Genomic DNA, 19058 nt, shown 5'->3' on the forward strand with positions numbered 1-19058 from the left:
TCCCTGGGGACGGTAGCGCGCAGATCCTTGCGTGAATGACAGTGGCCCTCACAGTCACTGTGAGGGCCACTGCACCTTGTAGCGGGGGCAGGATTCGAACCTGCGACCTCTGGGTTATGAGCCCAGCGAGCTACCGAGCTGCTCCACCCCGCGTCGGTGGGACCACCATACCCCCGTGCGGGTGCGGCGTGCAGCCGACGCCGGCGTGGGCCCCGCCACAGCGGGCGGGGCCCACGCCGGCAGTCGCTCAGCCGCCCGGCGTCCCGGCCGCCGGGGCGGCCTGGGCCTGCGCGGTCTGGTACGCCGTGACGGCCTCCTGCAGGTCCTCGAGGGCCTGCCCCTGACCGGCGAAGTCGCCGTTGCGCTGCGCGGTCTCCAGCGCCGCGAGGGCGTTGTTGATCGCCTGGACCGCCTGCTGCATCTCCGGCGTGCCCGGAGTGGCCGTCCCGCCGTCCGCCGGCGGGGTCGGGGTCGTCGGCGCGTCCGGCTGGTCGGTCGGCGCGGGGGCCTCGTCGCTGTCGACGGCGGCCTCCCCCGCACCGGCGCCGAACACCTGGTCGAGGGCCTCGGCGAGGGTGTTGGCGTACCCCACCCGGTCGCCGTAGTTGACCAGCACCTTCTGCAGCAGCGGGAAGGAGTTCTCCCCCGTGCCCTCGACGTACAGCGGCTCGACGTAGAGCAGGCCGTTGTCGCCGATGGGCAGGGTGAGCAGGTTGCCGAACACCGCTCGGGACTCCGCGCTGTTGAACAGCGTGAGGTCCGGCCGCACCTGGTTGTTGGTGATGAAGGACTGCTGCACCTGCTGCGGGCCCCGGAACGGCGTGTTGCCCGGCAGGGTCAGCACCTGGATCTCCCCGTAGGTGTCCGGCGCGCTGGAGGCCGACACGAACGCCGACAGGTTCTCCCGGCGGAAGGCGTTGAGCGCGCTCGTCAGCTGGAAGCTCGCACTCGGGTCCCCCGGTCGCTGGGCCAGGATGTAGTACGGCGGCTGCGGCTCCTGGGTGTCCTGCGTCGGGTCGGCCGGGACCGCCCAGCGGTCGTTCCCGCTGTAGAAGTCGCCCGGGTCGCTCACGTGGTAGCGGGTGAGGATGTCCCGCTGCACCTTGAACAGGTCCTCCGGGTAGCGCACGTGGCCGACCAGGTCCGGCGACATCTCCTCGCGCGGCTCGACCAGGCCGGGGAAGGCCTTCATGTAGGTCTGCAGGACCGGGTCGGCGGTGTCCCACTCGTAGAGCGTGACCGTGCCGTCGTAGGCGTCGACGGTGGCCTTCACCGAGTTGCGGATGTAGTTGAACGTCTCGTTCGGCAGCGCCGTCGTCCCGGTGCCGGTCAGCGCGTCGGCGGCCGCCTCCCCCAGCTCCATCTGCTCCGCATACGGGTAGGAGCCGGAGGTGGTGTAGCCGTCGAGGATCCACGACACCCGGCCGTCGATGACCGCGGGGTACGGGTCGCCGTCCACGGTGAGGAAGGGCGCGGCCTTCTCCACCCGGTCCAGCGGGTCGCGGACGTAGAGGACCTTGGAGGCGTCGTTGACGGCACCGGAGAGCAGGAAGTTCCGCTCCCGGTAGAAGATCGCGAAGGTCAGCTGCCGGAAGAAGCTGCCGATCTCGACGCCGCCCTGGCCGTCGTAGGTGTTGTTGATCTGCCCCTCGCCGTCGCTGCCCTCGGGCAGGTCGAACTCCCGCGGCTCGGCACCCTCGGGGGCGCCGACGACCGAGTAGTCCTGCATCAGCTCGCCGTAGTAGACGCGCGCGCCGTCGTCGCTGACCTGGATGGTGCCGCGGGTGGGCAGGTCCCGGGTGGTGAAGCGCGGCTCGCCGCCCTCCTGGCCGGCGACCACCTCGTTGGCCGGCGCGGCCACGAACCCGTTGCCGTGCGTGTAGACGGTGTGCCGGTTGATCCAGGTGTCCTGGTTCTCGCTCAGCCCCTGGCTGTTGAGCTCGCGGACCGCCACCACGTAGTCCTGCGTCTCGCCGTTGATCGTGTAGCGGTCGATGTCGAGCTTCTCGGGGAAGCCGTAGACGTTGCGGATCTGCTGGCGCGCGGTGAACGTGTCCGACAGGACGTTGGGGTCCAGCAGCCGGGCGTTGGGGATCGTCTCGGTGTCGTTGCGCAGCTCGGCCAGCGCCGCGGCCGGGTCGACCTGCTCACCGGTCTCCTCCTGGGCGTACTGGACGTACTCCACTTCGGTCAGGTCGTAGGCCTCGCGGGTCGACTCGATCGCCCGGGCGATGAAGTCGGCCTCACGCTGGTCGGCACTGGGCCGCACGATGAACTGCTGCACGATCGCCGGGTACGCCACGCCGATCACCAGGCTGGAGATGAGCAGCAGCACCAGCGCCGCGGCCGGCAGCCGGAAGTTCCGGACGACGATGTTGGCGAAGAACGCGATCGCGCAGACGGCGGCGGCGAAGACGAGGATCGTCTTGGCCGGCAGCAGCGCGTTGACGTCGGTGTAGCTGGCGCCGGTGAACAGGCCCCCGCGGTCGGAGTAGACCAGCGCGTAGCGGTCCAGCCAGTACGCGACCGCCTTGAGCGCGACGAACAGCCCGAGCAGCACCGACAGCTGGACCATGGCCGCGCCGGTCAGCTTCTGCCCCGGGGTCTGCAGCCGAAGGCCGCCGAACACGTAGTGGGTCAGGAGCGAGCCGATCAGCGCGAGGATCACGATCGCGAAGCCGAAGCTCAGCAGCAGCCGGTAGAAGGGGTAGTCGAAGACGAAGAACGAGATGTCCAGCCCGAACTCCGGGTCGATCCGGCCGAAGTCGGTGCTGTTGCGGAACTGCAGCCAGGTCTCCCAGCTGCCCTGCGCGGTGAACCCGGCGAACAGGCCCAGCACGACGGCGACCGAGGTGAGCACCAGGGTGCGGCGCGGCTCGATCGACTGCCGGTAGCGCTCGAGGTTCTGCTGCTCCAGCGACATCGGCCGGAACGTGGGGCGGAAGCGGTAGGCCAGGTGGATCGCCAGCGCGGTCACGCCGCCGGTGGCCACGCCGGCCACGGCGAAGAGCAGGGCGCGGGTCTGCAGCTCGGTCCAGAAGACCTCGGTGAACCCCGTCTCGTCGAACCAGAGGTAGTCGACGTAGACGTTGGTGAGCGTCCCGATGGCGGTGAACAGCACCAGCAGGACGGCGATGGCCCCGATGACCACCTTCGCGCGCCGCGACAGCGTCGGCACGGACACGGGGGGCCGCATGGCCACGAGGATCTCCTTCAGTCGCGGTCGTGACGGAGCGCCACGGACGGTGCCGGCACCGGACGGTCGGACCGGCTCCGGACCAGGCCCCCGGGCACCGATCCGGTCGCCCAGACCAACGCTCGGGACCGTGCCGGGTTCCCCGGCCGCCCGCTCCGCCGACAGCTTCCCCCAACCGGGGACGCTCGTGTCGCCGGGGCGTCGTCAGCAGGGTTGCGGGGTCCGTCCGGCGCGGAAGTCCTCGAGCGCGGTCAGGGCCTGGTCGAGGTCGGACACCCGGGCGAGGGCGAGGCCCGGTCGCGGGGCGGCGAGGGCATCGGCGCAGTTGTCGGCCGGGACGAGGAACAACTCGGCGCCGATCTCCTCGGCGGCGATCATCTTCAGCTGGATGCCGCCGATCGGGCCCACCACGCCGTTCGCGTCGATCGTCCCGGTGCCGGCCACCGTCCCCCCGCCGGTCAGATCCGTGTCGCCGACCAGGTCGAGGATGCCGAGGGTCAGCATGAGCCCGGCCGAGGGGCCGCCGACGTCCTCGACGGCGATGTCGACGTCGAAGGGCGCCGCGGGCTGCTCGTGGACCACCACGCCGAGGAGCGAGCCCTGCTCGTCCTCGGCGGCCCGCGTGGTGACCGTCGCCGTCCCCGGCCGGCCCAGGCGCGTGTACGCGATCGGCACCGGCGTACCGCCCGGGATCGCGGCCAGGACGGCATCCAGCGTGGCGAGGTCGGGCGTCGGCCGGCCGCCGACACCGTCGATGGCGTCGCCCTCCTGCAGCTGTCCCTCCGCCGGCGAGCCGTCGGACAGCCCGCGCACGACGACCTTCACCGGGTAGCCGAGCTCGGCCAGCGCCGCGGCCTCGGCCGCCTCCTCCGAGGTCAGGAAGGCCTGCCGGTTGGCGTCACGGGTCTGCTCCTCGCTGCGCCCCGGCGGATAGACCGTCTCCGTGGGGACGACGCTGACCTCGCTGTCGAACCAGCCCTGCACCGCCTCGACCAGGCTGAGCCCCGCCCGGCTGACGCCGACGGTGGTGAGGGTCAGCTCCCCCTCGGTCTCGTTCCGCTCGCGGCCCTCGATGCGGATGATCGGCTCGCCGTCGATCTCGCCCAGCGTGTTGAAGGTGGGCCCGGGAACCTGCGCCACGTACGGCACCGGCATCGCCGCGCCGAGCACGCCGAAGACCACCAGCAGCACCACACCGACGCTGAGGACGGCCATCCGACGGGTCACGTCCGGCGAGCTTAGAGAAGGGATCTCCCTGCACCCCCACCGCTCGCTGGCTCGCGGCGGGCACCTGCGGGGAGGCCGTCCGCGCAGGGCGTAGCGGCGACCCGCTCCGGTGGAGATCACGCGTCTACCGTGGGGGCATGAGCGATCTCCCGTTCGGCTTCGGCCCCCCCGACCGCGACCCGGAGCGTCGCGACCAGTCCGGGTCCGGCGGCGGCAACGACCCCTTCGGGTTCGGTGCTCTCTTCGGTGGGGCCGGCGGCGGCGCCGGTGGGGGAACGCCGGAGGAGCTGCTCGCCAAGATGCCGCTGTTCGCCGAGCTGCAGAAGCTGATGACCTGGTCCGGCGGGCCGGTCAACTGGGACCTCGCCCGGCAGGGCGCGATCAGCTCGCTGGCCGCCGGGTCGCAGCCGACCTCCGACGCCGAGCGCGCTGCCGTCGCCGACGCCCTGCGCCTGGCCGACCTGTGGCTGGACCAGGTCACCGAGCTGCCCTCCGGCGTGGACCGGCCGCTGGCCTGGTCGCGGGTGGAGTGGGTGGAGCAGACGCTGCCCGCCTGGAGCACCCTCATCGACCCGCTGGCCGAGCGCATCGTCGGCGCCATGACCAGCGCACTGCCGGCCGAGGCCGCCGCGATGGCCGGCCCGCTCGCCGGGATCATGGGCCGGATGGGCGGCCTGATGTTCGGCGCCCAGGTCGGCCAGGCGCTCGGCCGGCTCTCCGGCGAGGTCCTCACCAGCACCGAGATCGGCATCCCGCTGGCCCCGTCCGGCGCCGGCGTCCTGCTGCCGCAGAACGTCGCCGAGTTCGCCGCCGGCCTCGACCGCCCCGCCGACGAGGTCCGGCTGTTCCTCGCGCTGCGCGAGGCCGCCGCCCAGCGGCTGTTCGTGCACGTGCCGTGGTTGCGCCAGCAGCTGCACGACGCCGTCCACGCGTACGCGCGCGGCATCCACGTCGACCGCGAGGCGATCGAGCGCGGCATCAACGAGGCGATGGGCTCGATGGGCGGCATCGACCCGACCAACCCCGAGGGCATCCAGGCACTGCTGGGCAGCGGGCTGCTCGAGCCGGAGGAGACCCCCGAGCAGCAGGCGGCCCTGCGCCGGCTGGAGACGCTGCTGGCCCTGGTCGAGGGCTGGGTCGACAGCGTCGTGGTCCAGGCCGCAGGCGACCGGCTGCCCGGGCACGGGGCCCTGGCCGAGACGATGCGCCGCCGCCGCGCCTCCGGTGGGCCGGCCGAGCAGACCTTCGCCACCCTGGTGGGCCTGGAGCTGCGGCCGCGGCGGCTGCGCGACGCGGCCACCGTGTGGGGTGCGATGGCGCAGCAGCACGGCGCCGCTGCGCGCGACCGGCTGTGGTCGCACCCGGACCTGCTGCCGACGTCGGAGGACCTGGACGAGCCGCTGGACTTCGTCGCCCGCCAGGGTGCCGACGACGAGCTGCGCGCCCTCACCGCCGACGACGCCGAGCGGAAGCCGACGGACGAGGGCGACGACACCGCGTCCTGAGCCCGAGGTGCGGGCCCCGGGTCGAGACCGATCCGATCCGGGGCAGCGGCCAGCCTGCTCCTCGGCGTTCCCGAGCGTGCGAGGGGACCCGGGAGGGGGTCCTCTCTCAGTCGACGAGGTCGTCCCCGGCGGGTGGGGTGCCGTGCGTGCTGCCCAGCTCGACGCCCTCGAGGAAGCCGCGGGCCCGCTCGGCCCGCGGGTAGCGCGCCACCAGCGACCAGAAGGTCGCGTCGTGGCTCGGCTCCACCAGGTGGGCCAGCTCGTGCACCAGCACGTAGTCGACGACGTACTCGGGCATCGCGCGCAGCCGGTTGGAGAGCCGGATGGTGCGGTCGGCCGGCGTGCAGGAGCCCCACCGGCGGTTCTGGTTGGCCACCCACCGGACGCTGGCCGGCTGCGGCACCCCGTCGAGGTGCGCCGCCGACAGCGCCCGCGCGCGGGCCATGAGCTCGTCGTCCCCCCCGAGGGACCGGCGCCGCCGCTCCTCACGGGTCTGCAGCTTGGCGACCATCTGTGCCACCCAGCGCTGTTCCTCGGCCCGGCTGAACGCCGCCGGGATCAGCACGACCGTGCGCCCGGACTCCTGGTAGGCGGTGACCGTCCGCCTCCGCCGGCTGCTGCGCCGGACCTCCACGGCCCCATCGGGCACCGCGGCGCCCGCCGTCCGCACCGACCGGTCGGCGGGGGTGCCCCGCACGTCCTCTCCCGCCGAGGGGCCGGGGACGGGGCAGCGCTGGGTGTCGGGAGGCGTTCCGGGCACGGGGGAACCGTAGTTCCCGCGACCCGGGTGTGCTCCGGCGGCCGCACCGTCACGCGACGCATGTCGCACGGACGGTGGACACCGGCCCGCCCGGTCCGGGGACGGGGTCCCGCGGCCGTCGTCCACAGGGACGCACCAGCCGTTCCCGCAGGTGGGGAGCCCGCTGGAGTCACCTCGCGGACGCCGGCCGGGCGGCCGTCCCCTGGGCGCGCACAGCGACACGCCGCCCGGTCCCCACGTGCTCCACAGGTCTGTCCACAGGTTGTGGGCAGCGGGACGACCCGGGGCCGCGGTCGGGCCGGTGACCACCCCGCAGCCGGGTAGCGTTCCGGAGGACGGCGCCCCGCGCGGGGAGCCGAGCAGACCGGAGACGAGGAGGCACCGTGGCGGAGAGCTACAACGGCTACTGCGTGAAGTGCAAGGAGAAGCGCGACTTCGACGGTGAGGTCAAGGTCAGCGAGTCCGGCCGCCGCATGGCGCAGGGCACCTGCCCGGTCTGCGGCACCAAGATGAACCGGATCCTCGGCAAGGCCTGAGAGAGGACCACCCTCCCCCACCCCTCGCGAGCTCGGCACGGGTCCCGGAGGGTGGCCGTTCCATCACGTCACCCGTGAACGGCGGTGCCCGCACGGCGGGCGCCGCCGTTCGTCGTGTCCAGGGCCTGTGGACGGCGGGAGCGAGCCGGGTCGGCGCGCTGGCACCCTGCGCCGGTGGCCGACACCGCGCACCCCCTGCTGCCCCCGAGCGTCCCGCTGCTGCGCCGCGCCGGTCCGGAAGGCGCCGAGGACGTCCAGGTCGGCGGTGCCGACTCCACCGACGGGCTGCTGGTCTCCCCTGGTGCCGCCGGGCTCACCGCCCTGCTCCGCGGCCTGGACGGGCGTCGCCCGCAGCGAGCCGTCCTCGCCGAGGCAGCCGTCGCCGGCCACGAGCCCGCGGCGCTGACCGCCGTCCTCGACGGCCTGCGCGCCACCGGGCTGCTGGTCGACCTCGACCCCGCCGACCTGCTGGCGGCGGCCGCCGGGCCGGCCGCCGCAGCCCGCACGCGGACCGAGCTGCCCACCGCCACGAACGGGGCCTCCGGGTCGCGGTGGCGGACGCGGCGGGCCGCGACGGTCGTGGTCGACGGCGCGACGCGGGTCGGTGTTCCGCTCGCCGCCGTGCTGGCCGCGAGCGGTGTCGGCCGGGTGAGCGTCCGGGACGACGGTCTGGCCACCGCCGCGGACGCCGTCGTCGGCGGGCTCGGCGCCGACGACGAGGGCCGCCCGCGCGCGGTGGCCGCCGCCGACGCCGTCCGCCGTGCCAGCCCGCTCACCGACCTGCGCCCCCTGCCGCCCGGCGCGCCGACCGACCTGGTGGTGCTCACCCGGCCCTGGGCGGCGTCGGACCCCCTCGCGGCCGACCTGCAGCGGCGCGGGGTGCCGCACCTGGTGGCGACGGTCCGCGGGGAGACCGGCGTGGTCGGCCCGCTGGTCGTACCCGGGGCGACCGGCTGCCTGCGCTGCGCGGACCTGCACCGCCGGGACGCCGACCCGCGCTGGCCGACGCTGGCCGCCCAGCTCACCGCGGGCGAGGCGCCGCCCGGCGGGGCCACGGTGACCTGCCTGGCGACCGTGGTGACGGCGACCGTGCAGGTCCTGGCGCTGCTCGACGGCGCGGGTGCGCCGCTGGCCCTCGGGACGGCGCTGGAGCTGAGCCCGCCAGACCTGCTCCCGCGTGCCCGCCGGTGGCCGGCCCATCCCGACTGCGGCTGCGTACCAGCAGGTGACGCGGGGTTCTGACCGCTGCGTCAGCGGCATCGTCCCCGTTCGGGGGACAATGGTCGTCGAGTTCGCCTCCGGGCCCGGACGGGCCGGTGCCGTCACGACCGCGGACCACTGACCGAGGAGGCGCCCGTGAGCGAGCTCACGAGCTCACGCACGAGCAGGGCCGTAGGGCACACGCGGCCGACGAGCGCCAGCGAGGAGGCTGCGTGACCGAGCCCGAGCGGGGGATGCCACGAGGCTCGGTCTCACGGACCGCGCGCCTGGCGTCGCTGCCGCTGGGCGCGGCCGGTCGGGCCACCCTGGGCATCGGGAAGCGGCTGTCGGGCCGCCCTGCCGATGCGGTGACCGCGGAGCTGCAGCAGCGCACCGCCGAGCAGCTGTTCGCCGTGCTGGGTCAGCTCAAGGGCGGCGCGATGAAGCTCGGCCAGACCCTCTCGGTGTTCGAGGCGGCCGTACCCGAGGAGGTCGCCGCCCCGTACCGGGAGGCCCTGGTCAAGCTGCAGGAGGAGGCGCCGCCGATGCCGGTGCGCACCGTCCACGCGGTGCTCGCCCAGCAGCTCGGCGGCACGTGGCGCACGCGCTTCAAGGAGTTCGACGACGACCCGGCGGCCGCGGCCAGCATCGGGCAGGTGCACCGGGCGACCTGGCGGGACGGCCGGGACGTGGCCGTGAAGATCCAGTACCCGGGCGCGGCCACCGCGCTGATGGCCGACCTCAACCAGTTGGCCCGCTTCGCCCGGTTGTTCGCTGCGCTGTTCCCCGGCTTGGACGTCAAGCCGCTGATCACCGAGCTCAAGGCCCGCGTGGTCGAGGAGCTGGACTACGGACTGGAGGCCGACGCCCAGCGGACCTTCGCCGCCGCGTACGCCGACGACCCCCAGATCGTCGTCCCCCGGGTGGTGGCCAGCGCGCCGAAGGTGATCGTCTCCGAGTGGCTCGAGGGGACGCCGCTGTCCCGGATCATCGCCACCGGGACCCGTGAGCAGCGGGACCGGGCCGGCCACCTCATGGCGGTGCTCAACTTCTCCGGACCGCAGCGCGCCCGGCTGCTGCACGCCGACCCGCACCCGGGCAACTTCCGGCTGCTGGACGACGGGCGGCTCGGCGTCATCGACTTCGGCGCGACCGCACGCCTGCCCGACGGCCTGCCCGAGCCGATCGGGCGGTTGGTGCGCTGGGCGCTGGAGGGCCGAGCGGAGGACGTGCTCGCCGACCTGCGTACCGAGGGGTTCGTCCGCCCCGGCGTGGAGGTGGACGCCCAGGCCGTCCTGGACTACCTGCTACCTCTGCTGGAGCCCATCCGGAGCGGCCACTTCCGCTTCACCCGCGCTTGGATGCAGGAGCAGGCCACCCGGATCGCCGATCCGCGGACCGAGGCCAACCGGCTGGGCCGGATGCTCAACCTGCCGCCGGCCTACCTGCTCATCCACCGGGTGACCATCGGGTCGATCGGCGTGCTCTGCCAGCTGGACGCGGGCGACGACTACCGCAGCGTGCTCGAGGAGTGGCTCCCCGGCTTCACCGAGTGAGGACGACAGGAGGCCGGGTCCGGACGCACCGGAGCGTCCGGACCCGGCCTCGGCCGGGCGGCGGCGTGGGTTGCACCGCCGCAGGGAGTCGCCGTCAGCGGACGGCAGCGCTGGCCCGCGCCGCACGCCGGGTGGCGTACTCGGCACGGCGGGCCCAGCGGCGGGCGGCCCGCAACCGGCGGACGCGCGCCGCGGCGTCGGCCTCGGCGCGCAGGTCGCGCAACCGGTCGACGGCCAGGTCGTACTCGATGCTGTACACGTCAGGTCCTCACGTCGTCGTGGGTGGCCCGCTCGCCGGCGGACCGGGACTGATGGGGCTCGTACGGCCCCCTCCTGGGTCCTCGCACGCGCGAGGGGACCCAGGAGGAGGTCCTGCTACGCCACCTTGCGGGGGCGACCCCGCGGGCGCTTGCGCGGGATGACCACGCCCCGCTCGAAGATCTCCCCGCCCCAGACGCCCCACGGCTCACCGCGGCGGAGCGCCCCGGCCAGGCAGGCGTCACGGACCGGGCAGTCCGTGCAGCGGACCTTCGCCTCCTCCAGCCCGGCCGGGGTCTCGGCGAACCACAGGTCCGGGTCGGTTCGGCACGGCAGGGGGCGCCGCACCGGTGCTGGCGGGGGCGAGGGCCGTCGGGGAAGGGAGCCGCCGGTCCGGGGGAGCCCGGTTCGGCGGTGGGACGTCGGACGGTCGGCCGTCGACTGCACTGCCGCTCCTCCTCGTACTCGTCGTCTGCGACCGGCGGGGGCCCGCCGACCGGGAGTCGGGGCGGGTGCCGCGGCGGAGATGAGAGAGGCCGCGGAACCCGGTTCGGGTTCCGCGGCCTCGAGGAGGTCCTGTCGAGCGCTAGCTCGAGGGTCTCCCCGAGGAGTGGATCCCGAGGGTGGTGCCGTTGTGCTCGGTGGTGGTGCGCTCGTCGGTCTGCTTCGCGTAGCCGGGGGTGCCGAGGTCGTCGATCGCCGGCGTCGCGAAGACGTCGATGCCGAGGACACGGGTCCCGAAGACGCCGGGCACACGGGTGCCGGGGCGCGGGGTGGCGGCGACCGGGAGGGCACGCAGGCGAGCGACCACGGGCGACTCGACGGCGCAGGCAGCCGCACGCACAGCGGCGCCCACCGGGCCACGAGTCCCGGCGGGGGCGAGGGTCCACATCGTGCTGATCACGTCGCCCACCTCCTCCGGGGGTCGGATCGCGGCCGTGCGGCCGGTCTCAGGATCTGGCGTGCCCGAGGTGCTCCCGAGCGCGACCAGGACAGTAGGGGGCCGCCGCAGAGGCGGTCAACGCAATTAACCGCGCCGGGTTCGAGCGTCCTGCGGCGACCGACGGCCGTGACCACGCGTGGTGACTCAGGAGCCGAGGGTGCTCAGCACGTCCTCGCCGTAGAGCTCCAGCTTGCGGGCGCCGATTCCTGGCAGGGCCGCCAGCTCCCGCAGCGAGGCCGGGCGGGTCTCCGCGATGGCCTGCAGGGTCGCGTCGGTGAAGACCACGTAGGCGGGGACGGACGCCGACGCGGCCGCTTCACTGCGCCAGGCCCGCAGCCGCTCGAACAGCTCCCCCGCCTCACCCTCGAGCACCACCTTGGCGCGCTTCTGCCGGCGCTGCGGAGGCGCCGCCGTCGGCGTGGACCCGGGGACGAGCCCGTCGAGGAACCGGCTGCGCGGCCGGGACCGTCGTCCGCCGGGGTTGCGGGCCAGCGACCACGACAGCGTCAGCTGCTCGCGGGCGCGGGTGACGGCGACGTAGAGCAGCCGCCGCTCCTCCTCCACCGCCTCCGGGCGGGACAGCGACTGCGAGATCGGCAGCACGCCGTCGACCAGGCCGACGACGAAGACGGCGTCCCACTCCAGACCCTTGGCCGCGTGCATCGACGCCAGGGTGACGCCCTGCACGGTAGGGGCGTGCTGCGCGTCGGCGCGCGCGGCGAGGTGCGCCACGAAGCCCGCGAGGTCCATCGTGGGGTCCTCGGCCACGAGGTCGACGGCGAGGTCGACCAGCGCGGCGAGCGACTGCCAGCGGTCCCGGGCCGCTCCCCCGGGCGGCGGACGGTGCTCCACCCAGCCGGTGGAGGCCAGTACGTCGCGCACGGTGGGGACCAGCGCGCCCGGCTCGGTGCCGCCCGCGGCGGCGCCGCGCAGCAGCAGGATCGCCTCGCGCACCTCCGGACGCTCGAAGAACCGCTCGCCACCGCGCAGCACGTACGGCACGCCCACGGCGGCGAGGGCGTTCTCGTAGACCTCGGACTGGGCGTTGATCCGGAAGAGGACGGCGATCTCCGCGGCCGGCGTCCCGGCCTCGACGAGGGCGCGGCAGGCCTGTGCGACCGCCGCGGCCTCGGTGGGCTCGTCGGGGTGCTCGAAGAAGCGGGGCGCGGGGCCCTCGGCACGCTGCCCCAGCAGCCGCAGCCCCGGCAGGCCCTTGCGCGGCGGCGCCTGCCCGATCAGCTTGTTGGCCAGGGCCACGACCTGCGGCGTGGAGCGGTAGTCGCGCTCCAACTTGACCACGTCGGCGTCCGGGTACCGGTCGGCGAAGCCGAGCAGGTAGTCGGGGTCGGCGCCGGTGAACGAGTAGATGGTCTGGTTGGGGTCACCGACCACGCAGACCTCGGCGCGGCCGCCGAGCCAGGCGTCGAGCAGCCGCTGCTGCAGCGGGTTGACGTCCTGGTACTCGTCGACCACGAAGTGCCGGTACTGCCCGCGCACCTGGCGGGCGACGTCGGGGTGCTCCTCGAGGGCGAAGGCGGTGACCAGCAGCAGGTCCTCGAAGTCGAGGGCGCCGTCGCGCTGCTTGGCCGACTCGTAGCTCGCGTAGACCCGCGCCACCGCTGCGGGCTCGAACGGGGGCTCGCGACCGGCGGCCTGGGCGCGGGCCGGGTAGTCGTCGGGGGTGGCGAGCGTGGTCTTGGCCCACTCGATCTCGCTGGCGAGGTCGCGCAGGCTGGTCCGGTCGGTCGACAGCCGGGACCGGGAGGCGGCGGCCGCCACCAGCCGCAGCTTGTTCTCGACCAGCTCCGGCATGGGCCCGCCGAGGACCCTGGGCGCGAAGTAGCGCAGCTGGCGCATGGCCGCGGCGTGGAAGGTGCGGGCCTGGACCCCGCCCACCCCCAACCCGGCCAGCCGTGACCGCAGCTCGCCTGCGGCACGCGCGGTGAAGGTGACGGCGAGGACCTGCTCGGGCACGAACGCACCGGTGTGCACGCCGTAGGCGATCCGGTGGGTGATCGTGCGGGTCTTGCCGGTGCCCGCACCGGCGAGGATGCAGACCGGCCCGGACACCGCCTGCGCGGCGGCGCGCTGCTCGTCGTCCAGCTGCGCGAGCACCGCCTCGGCGCCCTGCACCCGGACGTCCCCGGGCGCACCGGCGATCTGCGACATCGGCCTCCCCGTCTCCCGTCGATGGCCGGGACCCATCCTCCCAGCCCGCACCGACAGACGGGGGAAGCATCCCCAGGGGCGCGGCGTTGTCGCCCCGTGACGGCCGGGCACCTTCGTGCCCCGCCACCGATCGACCAGGAGGAACGCCTCGATGACCGCCGCTCCCGCCACCGTGACCATGTACACCACCACCTGGTGCGGGTACTGCGTGCGGCTCAAGAAGCTGATGCAGCGCGAGGGCATCGAGTACGCCGAGGTCGACATCGAGCAGGACGCGGCCGCGGCCGACCTGGTCATGCAGGCCAACGGGGGGAACCGCACCGTCCCGACCCTGCTCTTCCCGGACGGCAGCGCCCTGACCAACCCGAGCATCGACCAGGTGAAGGCCCAGCTGGCGCAGTCCGCCGGGGCATGACGGCGGGTGATCCCTCGGCGGCGATGCGCGAGGATGCATAGTCGTCCGGGACGGATCGTCACCGTCGCCGTCCGGATCCCGGCTGCCCGCCGGGCCCTGCCCATCGCGGAGGCCGCCCAGTGAGTGAGCGCACCACCCCAGCGGAGTGCCCGCCGAGCCCGGCGCCGTCCGGTGTCGAGGAGGTCCCGTGAGTTCCGGGCTGGACCACGTGACGGCGGCGGAGGACGCGTCCGGTACGGAACAGCCGACCGTGGTGGTGGCCCGCACCGGCCGCGGCTGGTCGGTGTTCGCCCCGGGCCGGGCCGAGGACGTCGACGATCTGGTCGAGGGCATGACCCTCGCCGACCTGGTCAGCGAGGAGCTGGGTGCGCAGGTCGAACCCGACCGCGGCGCCCGCCGGGCCGCCCGCGGCGCCGCCGGGGACGCCGACCCGGACGCCGACCCGCGGGACGCCCGGCTGGCTGTGCTCGAGCGCACCGTCGCCCAGCTCGAGCACGCCCTGGCGGCCCGGGTCTCCACCGAGCGGGCGATCGGCGTGCTCGCCGAACGGCAGGGCACGACCCCGCAGGCCGCCTTCGAGCAGCTCCGCCGCGACGCCCGCTCACAAGGGCGGGCGGTGCCCGAGCTCGCCCGCGAGGTGCTCGACGGCCTGGCCGTCCGGTCCGTGTCCGTGGAGGCCGACGTCCCGGCTGCGCTGACGTCGGCACCGCGCACCCTGGCACGGGAGGCCGGTCGCGGGCCCCGCACGCGGACGAGGGCCGGGCGTGGGCCTGCCGAGGGCCGGTCCTGACCCGACCGGAACCGCTGACCCCCGGCGCACTGGCCGACCGGCTGGCCGCACTGCTCGCCGACACGGAGCCGGAGCCCGGGGCCGCCGCGCTGCGGGTGGCGGTGGACGGGCCCGACGTCGCCGCACCCGCCGGGCTGGCGGCCGCGGTGGCCGAGCGGCTCCCCCCGCTGGGTCGGCCGGCCGTCGTCGTCCCCTCCGGCGGGTTCCTGCGCCCGGCGTCCCTGCGGCTGGAGCACGGCCGCACCGACCCCGACGCCCGCTACACCGACTGGCTGGACTCCGGTGCGCTGGCCCGCGAGGTGCTCGACCCGGTCGGGCCCGGTGGCTCCGGGGAGTACCTACCCGTGCTGTGGGACGTCGACCGCGACCGGGCTGCCCGCGCCCTCCCCCGGCCGATGCCGCCGCGCGGGGTGCTGCTGGTCCCGGGCGCACTGCTGCAGGGGATCGGGCTGGCCTTCGACGTCGTCGTCCACCTGCGGGTCGGCCCGGCGGCCCGACGGCGGCGCACGCCGGCGGAGCAGGCGTGGGAGCTACCCGCGTTCGACCGCTACGACGACGAGGTGGACCCGGTGTCCCTGGCCGACGCCGTGGTCCTGGCCGACTCCCCCGACCACCCGGCACTGGTGCTCAAGGGGCGCTGGGCCTGAGGGCCGCCTGCAGGGCCCCGCGGCGAGATCGCGAGTGGTGGGGGCAGACGGGTCCTCCTAGAGCTCGCCGTCGACCCAGCGGTCGATGATGTGCCGGGCGATGGAGACCGCCGGCGGCAGTGCCCGCGGGCCGGCGCCCGAGCGCAGCTCGTCGCGGGTGAACCAGCGGGCCTCCTCGATCTCGGTGGGGTCCAGCCGCAGCGTCGGGTCGCCCTCGACGCGGGCGGTGTAGCCGAGCATCAGCGACTGCGGGAACGGCCACGGCTGGCTGCCCACGTAGCGGATGTCGGTGACCCGCAGGCCGACCTCCTCGGCCACCTCGCGCGCCACCGCGCCCTCGGCGGACTCCCCCGGCTCGACGAAGCCGGCCAGGATGGAGAAGCGCCCCGGCGGCCACACCGCCTGGCGACCCAGCACGCACCGGTCGCCGCCGTCGTGGACCAGCATGATCACGGCCGGGTCGGTGCGGGGGAACAGCTCCGCGCCGGTCTCCGGGTCGCGCTGCACCCAGCCCGCCCGCTCGATCGTCGTCCGCGCCCCCGACAGCGGGCTGAACCGGTGCCGCTCGTGCCACTCGACCATGGCGACCGCCTCGGCGAGCAGGCCGGCGTCGAGGTCGTCGAGGTCGGCGCCGAGGTCCCGCAGGCCGGCCCAGGCGTCGACCGGGCGGCCGCCGACGGTCAGCCGCCGGTCGCCGCGGACGGCGGCGTAGGCCACGCCGCCCGCCTCGCCGAGGTAGATCGCGCCCTCGGGCAGGCCGGTCCGCTCCTCCCACAGCAGCCGCGGCCCGGCCCCGCTCTCCTCGACCGGCACGGTGCGCCGCTCGTCCACCGTGAGCACCCGCACCGGCCGGCCGCCGGTCGGGTCGGGCAGCAACCGGGCCAGGTGGCTGCGGTCGTGCGCCGAGCGGGACAGCACGGGCACCGCGCCGGCCGGCGACGGGCTGCTGTCCGGCCAGGGGACGCCGTCCCCCGAGGGCGGCGGGTTGTCCGCCGGGGTGCTGCCGCCGTCCGGGACGCTCACGCCGGGTCCGCCGACGAGACGACCTCGACCGGGCCGAATGCGCCCAGGGGGTCGGCGACCCGCCCGGCGTCACCGACGACGACGGCGGTGAGCCCGCTCGGCTGCAGGAACCGGCGGGAGGCCTCCTGCACCTCCTCGACGGTGACCCGCGCCAGGGCCTGCTGGTGCTCGGCCAGCCACTGCGGCGGCAGGCCCGAACCGGCGAGCGCCGAGAGCGTGCTGGCCAGCCCGGCGTGGGTGGCGGTGGACAGCGCCATGCTGCCGAGCACGTAGCGACGGGCGGCGTCCAGCTCCTCGTCGGTGACCGGGGTGAGCGCCATGCGGCCGAGCTCGTACCAGGTCTCGAGGAACGCCGGCCCGGTCACCTCGGTGGCGACGTCCGCCTCGACGAGGAACGAGGAGGCGGCCGCGAGGTGGTCCACCGAGCTGCGCGGACTGTAGGTGTAGCCGCGCCGCTCCCGGATGTTCTCCACCAGCCGGGAGGAGAAGTAGCCGCCGTAGACCATGTTCGCCAGCCGGACCGCGGGCAGGTCGGGGTCGGTGCGGCTGGGCGCGGGTCCACCGAGGCGCAGGTTGGACTGCACCGCGCCGGGCCGGTCGACCACCTGGAGCGGCCCGGGCGCCGGCTGCGGCACCGGCGAGGCGGCGACGGCCGTCCCCTCGCCGGTCCAGCCGGCCAGCGCGGTGCCGACGGCGTCGACGGCGGCGGCGGGGTCGAGGTCGCCGACCAGCACCAGGGTGCTGCCGGCGGGCAGCACCCGCTCGCGGTGCAGCTTGCGCAGCGCCTGGCCGCGCACCGCGGTGACCAGCTCGGCAGAGGGCAGTTGCTCGGCGTACGGGTGGACGCCGTAGCGGCGGGCCGCCAGCGCGGTGCGGGCGATGATGCCGGGCTGCGAGCGCGCGATGGAGATCCGCTCGGCGACCCGCGCCCGCTCGGCCTCCACCTGGTCGGCCGGGTAGGTGGCGTCGGTGAGCACCTCGGCGAGCACGCCGAGCACGGGCGCGAGGCCCTCGGCGAGCAGCGTGGTGGCGAACAGCAGCCGGTCGGGGTCCGTGGAGACCGACAGCTCCCCGCCGTGCGTCTGCAGGGCCTCGGCGATGCCGGTGGCGTCGCGCGCGCCGGTGCCGAGCAGGACGGCGCCGGAGAGCACCGAGGCGCGGGCGGTGTGCTGTGCGGCGGCGCGCGCGGTGGCGGCGGCGAAGGGCACCCGCAGGCGCAGCTCCACCAGCGGGACGCCCGGTCGCGGGACGACGACCAGCCGGAGGCCGTTGGGCAGCGTCTGCTCGGTGACGGCCAGCTCGGGCTGGGGTCGGGGCTCGCCCAGCGGCGGGATGAGCACGGGGGCGGTCACCGTCGTCCTCCCGTGGCACGCAGCTCGAGGATCGCGACGGTGCCGGGGTCCAGGCCCCGGGCGGCGGCCTGCAGCTGCTCGGGGGTCACCGCGGCCAGCCGGGCGGCGAGCTCGCCGGCCAGCTCGGCGCGGCCGTGGATCAGCTCGCCGGTGGCGAAGGCCAGCGTGCGGCCGAGCACCGAGTCGGCCTGCCGGAGCAGCTGGGCCTCGGTGCGGGCCTGCACGCGGGCGAGCTCGTCGGGGCCGACGCCGTCCTGGGCGATCCGGCCGATCTCCTCGTGCACGGCGGCGACCACCTTCTCCGTCGGGACCGACGCCGGGTGGTGCACCTGCGTGGTGAGCAGCGTGGCGTCGCGGACGTCGAAGGGGTCGCCGAAGAGGCCCACGTAGCTGCTCTGCGCGACGGCGAGCTGGTCGTCGTGGACCAGCCGGCGCTCCAGCCGCGAGGCGTCGCCCTCGCTGAGGAGCTCGGCGAGCAGCACCGTGCCGAGGTAGGTGTCGAGGTCGCCGACCGGGTCGGGCACCCGCCAGCCGAGGGCGACCGCGGGCGCGGGGGCCAGCCGGTCCTCGACCACGCCGGAGCGGACGGTGGTAGGCGACGGCTCGCCGGTGGGCGGCGTCGGCGGGACCTCGCGGGCGGCCACGGGTTCGAACCAGCGGCGCACCAGCTGCTCGGTCTCCTCGACGTCGAGGTCACCACCGAGGCACAGGACGGCGTTGCCCGGCGCGTAGTAGCGGTGGAAGAAGTCCACCGCGTCGTCGACGGTCGAGGACTCCAGGTCGACGAACGAGCCGTAGCCGTCGTGGGTGTTGGCGAAGCTCTCGAAGGCGATCGCGGGCAGCTGCAGCCACGGGAAGGCGCCGTAGGGGCGGTTGAGCACGTTGACCCGGATCTCCTCCTTCACCACGTCGATCTGGTTGCGGAGGTTCTCCTCGGTGATGGCCGGCGCCGCCATGCGGTCGGCCTCGAGGAAGAGAGCCCGTTCGAGGGCCTCGGCGGGCAGGGCCTCGTAGTAGTTCGTGTAGTCCTGGTGGGTCGAGCCGTTGAAGGTGCCGCCCGCGGCCTGGACCAGCCGGGCGTGCTCCATCTTCGGGACGTTGGCCGAGCCCTGGAACATCAGGTGCTCGAAGAGGTGGGCGAATCCGGTGCGGCCCTGGGGCTCGTTGCGCATCCCGACGTCGTAGGAGACGGTCACGGCGACCACCGGGACGCTGCGGTCGGGCGCCAGGACGACGCGCAGCCCGTTCTCGAGTCGGAAGCGCTCCACCGGGTGCCGGAGGGTGAGGTCGGCCCCAGCTGCAGTCACGTGCCGACCCTAACCGCGCCCGGGGAGGCCGCGCCGGGCGGCGACGGATCGACACGGGCCGGGGACGGCACGTGGTCGCGGTGCGGGTCCCGGGGAGCGGGGGCCCGGAGGGTCCCCCGAGCAGGGACGGGGGTCTGGGGCTCGACACGGGCCGGGGACGGCACGTGGTCGCGG

17 protein-coding genes and 1 tRNA gene are annotated in these 19058 nt (G+C 75.0%); 7 read left to right on the plus strand and 11 right to left on the minus strand.

Annotated features, from left to right (window positions below; genetic code table 11):
* Positions 1-79 precede the first annotated feature (79 nt).
* The 3 genes from ACWIX3_RS24590 to ACWIX3_RS24600 all read right to left on the minus strand — a co-directional run bounded on the left by ACWIX3_RS24590 (position 80) and on the right by ACWIX3_RS24600 (position 4423).
* Positions 80-153: transfer RNA gene (locus ACWIX3_RS24590), tRNA-Met, on the minus strand.
* 94 nt (positions 154-247) lie between these two features.
* The gene (locus tag ACWIX3_RS24595; protein WP_448609964.1) at positions 248-3196 is read right to left on the minus strand and encodes a UPF0182 family membrane protein; all 2949 of its coding nucleotides are present in this window, start codon (positions 3194-3196) and stop codon (positions 248-250) included.
* 204 nt (positions 3197-3400) lie between these two features.
* Entirely contained in the window at positions 3401-4423 is a 1023-nt protein-coding gene (locus tag ACWIX3_RS24600) for a YlbL family protein (RefSeq protein ID WP_448609965.1), read from the minus strand.
* A 137-nt stretch (positions 4424-4560) separates the two neighbouring features.
* On the opposite strand from ACWIX3_RS24600, the gene ACWIX3_RS24605 reads away from it, so the two are divergent.
* Positions 4561-5928, plus strand: coding sequence for a zinc-dependent metalloprotease (locus ACWIX3_RS24605; RefSeq protein ID WP_448609966.1), 1368 nt, complete (start codon positions 4561-4563; stop codon positions 5926-5928).
* Between the two features lie 106 nt (positions 5929-6034).
* On the opposite strand, the gene ACWIX3_RS24610 is transcribed toward ACWIX3_RS24605, so the two are convergent.
* Positions 6035-6625, minus strand: coding sequence for a M48 metallopeptidase family protein (locus ACWIX3_RS24610; protein WP_448609967.1), 591 nt, complete (start codon positions 6623-6625; stop codon positions 6035-6037).
* 446 nt (positions 6626-7071) lie between these two features.
* Between ACWIX3_RS24610 and ACWIX3_RS24615 the strand changes: the two genes are divergently transcribed.
* From ACWIX3_RS24615 to ACWIX3_RS24625, 3 genes are all read left to right on the plus strand, one after another.
* On the plus strand, positions 7072-7224 hold the full coding sequence (locus ACWIX3_RS24615) for a DUF5679 domain-containing protein (protein WP_012950213.1): 153 nt from the start codon (positions 7072-7074) through the stop codon (positions 7222-7224).
* Between the two features lie 174 nt (positions 7225-7398).
* Positions 7399-8466, plus strand: a complete 1068-nt coding sequence (locus ACWIX3_RS24620; protein WP_448609968.1) for a ThiF family adenylyltransferase — start codon at positions 7399-7401, stop codon at positions 8464-8466.
* A gap of 191 nt (positions 8467-8657) precedes the next feature.
* Positions 8658-9980, plus strand: a complete 1323-nt coding sequence (locus ACWIX3_RS24625; RefSeq protein WP_448609969.1) for an ABC1 kinase family protein — start codon at positions 8658-8660, stop codon at positions 9978-9980.
* A 94-nt stretch (positions 9981-10074) separates the two neighbouring features.
* Here the strand turns inward: ACWIX3_RS24625 and ACWIX3_RS24630 are convergent, their stop codons facing one another.
* The 4 genes from ACWIX3_RS24630 to ACWIX3_RS24645 form a co-directional block, all read right to left on the minus strand.
* Entirely contained in the window at positions 10075-10239 is a 165-nt protein-coding gene (locus ACWIX3_RS24630) for a hypothetical protein (protein WP_448609970.1), read from the minus strand.
* Between the two features lie 116 nt (positions 10240-10355).
* A complete protein-coding gene (locus ACWIX3_RS24635; RefSeq protein ID WP_448609971.1) occupies positions 10356-10586 on the minus strand; it encodes a WhiB family transcriptional regulator in 231 nt (76 codons plus the stop codon).
* 238 nt (positions 10587-10824) lie between these two features.
* Positions 10825-11142 (minus strand): hypothetical protein, encoded by a 318-nt coding sequence (locus tag ACWIX3_RS24640; RefSeq protein ID WP_448609972.1) that lies wholly within the window; start codon positions 11140-11142, stop codon positions 10825-10827.
* 183 nt (positions 11143-11325) lie between these two features.
* Positions 11326-13350: an ATP-dependent helicase gene (locus tag ACWIX3_RS24645; RefSeq protein ID WP_448609973.1), complete on the minus strand. Its 2025-nt coding sequence runs from the start codon at positions 13348-13350 to the stop codon at positions 11326-11328.
* A 151-nt stretch (positions 13351-13501) separates the two neighbouring features.
* Between ACWIX3_RS24645 and ACWIX3_RS24650 the strand changes: the two genes are divergently transcribed.
* The 3 genes from ACWIX3_RS24650 to ACWIX3_RS24660 all read left to right on the plus strand — a co-directional run bounded on the left by ACWIX3_RS24650 (position 13502) and on the right by ACWIX3_RS24660 (position 15202).
* Complete coding sequence (locus tag ACWIX3_RS24650) at positions 13502-13765, plus strand: mycoredoxin (RefSeq protein ID WP_448609974.1); 264 nt, start codon at positions 13502-13504, stop codon at positions 13763-13765.
* Positions 13766-13952: 187 nt separating this feature from the next.
* The gene (locus tag ACWIX3_RS24655) at positions 13953-14555 is read left to right on the plus strand and encodes an ANTAR domain-containing protein (protein ID WP_448609975.1); all 603 of its coding nucleotides are present in this window, start codon (positions 13953-13955) and stop codon (positions 14553-14555) included.
* Between the two features lie 101 nt (positions 14556-14656).
* On the plus strand, positions 14657-15202 hold the full coding sequence (locus ACWIX3_RS24660) for a uridine kinase (protein ID WP_448609976.1): 546 nt from the start codon (positions 14657-14659) through the stop codon (positions 15200-15202).
* A gap of 57 nt (positions 15203-15259) precedes the next feature.
* On the opposite strand, the gene nudC is transcribed toward ACWIX3_RS24660, so the two are convergent.
* Genes nudC through ACWIX3_RS24675 form a run of 3 tightly spaced genes read right to left on the minus strand, consistent with a single transcriptional unit; the run spans position 15260 to position 18884 of the window.
* Positions 15260-16225, minus strand: coding sequence for an NAD(+) diphosphatase (nudC, locus tag ACWIX3_RS24665; protein WP_448609977.1), 966 nt, complete (start codon positions 16223-16225; stop codon positions 15260-15262).
* Positions 16222-17577, minus strand: a complete 1356-nt coding sequence (locus ACWIX3_RS24670; RefSeq protein ID WP_448609978.1) for a M16 family metallopeptidase — start codon at positions 17575-17577, stop codon at positions 16222-16224. Before ACWIX3_RS24670 ends, nudC begins: the two co-directional genes overlap by 4 nt.
* Positions 17574-18884, minus strand: coding sequence for a M16 family metallopeptidase (locus tag ACWIX3_RS24675; protein WP_448609979.1), 1311 nt, complete (start codon positions 18882-18884; stop codon positions 17574-17576). The genes ACWIX3_RS24670 and ACWIX3_RS24675 overlap by 4 nt, the downstream gene beginning before the upstream one ends.
* Between the last annotated feature and the right edge of the window lie 174 nt (positions 18885-19058).

The organism is Geodermatophilus sp. URMC 60, assembly GCF_053502585.1.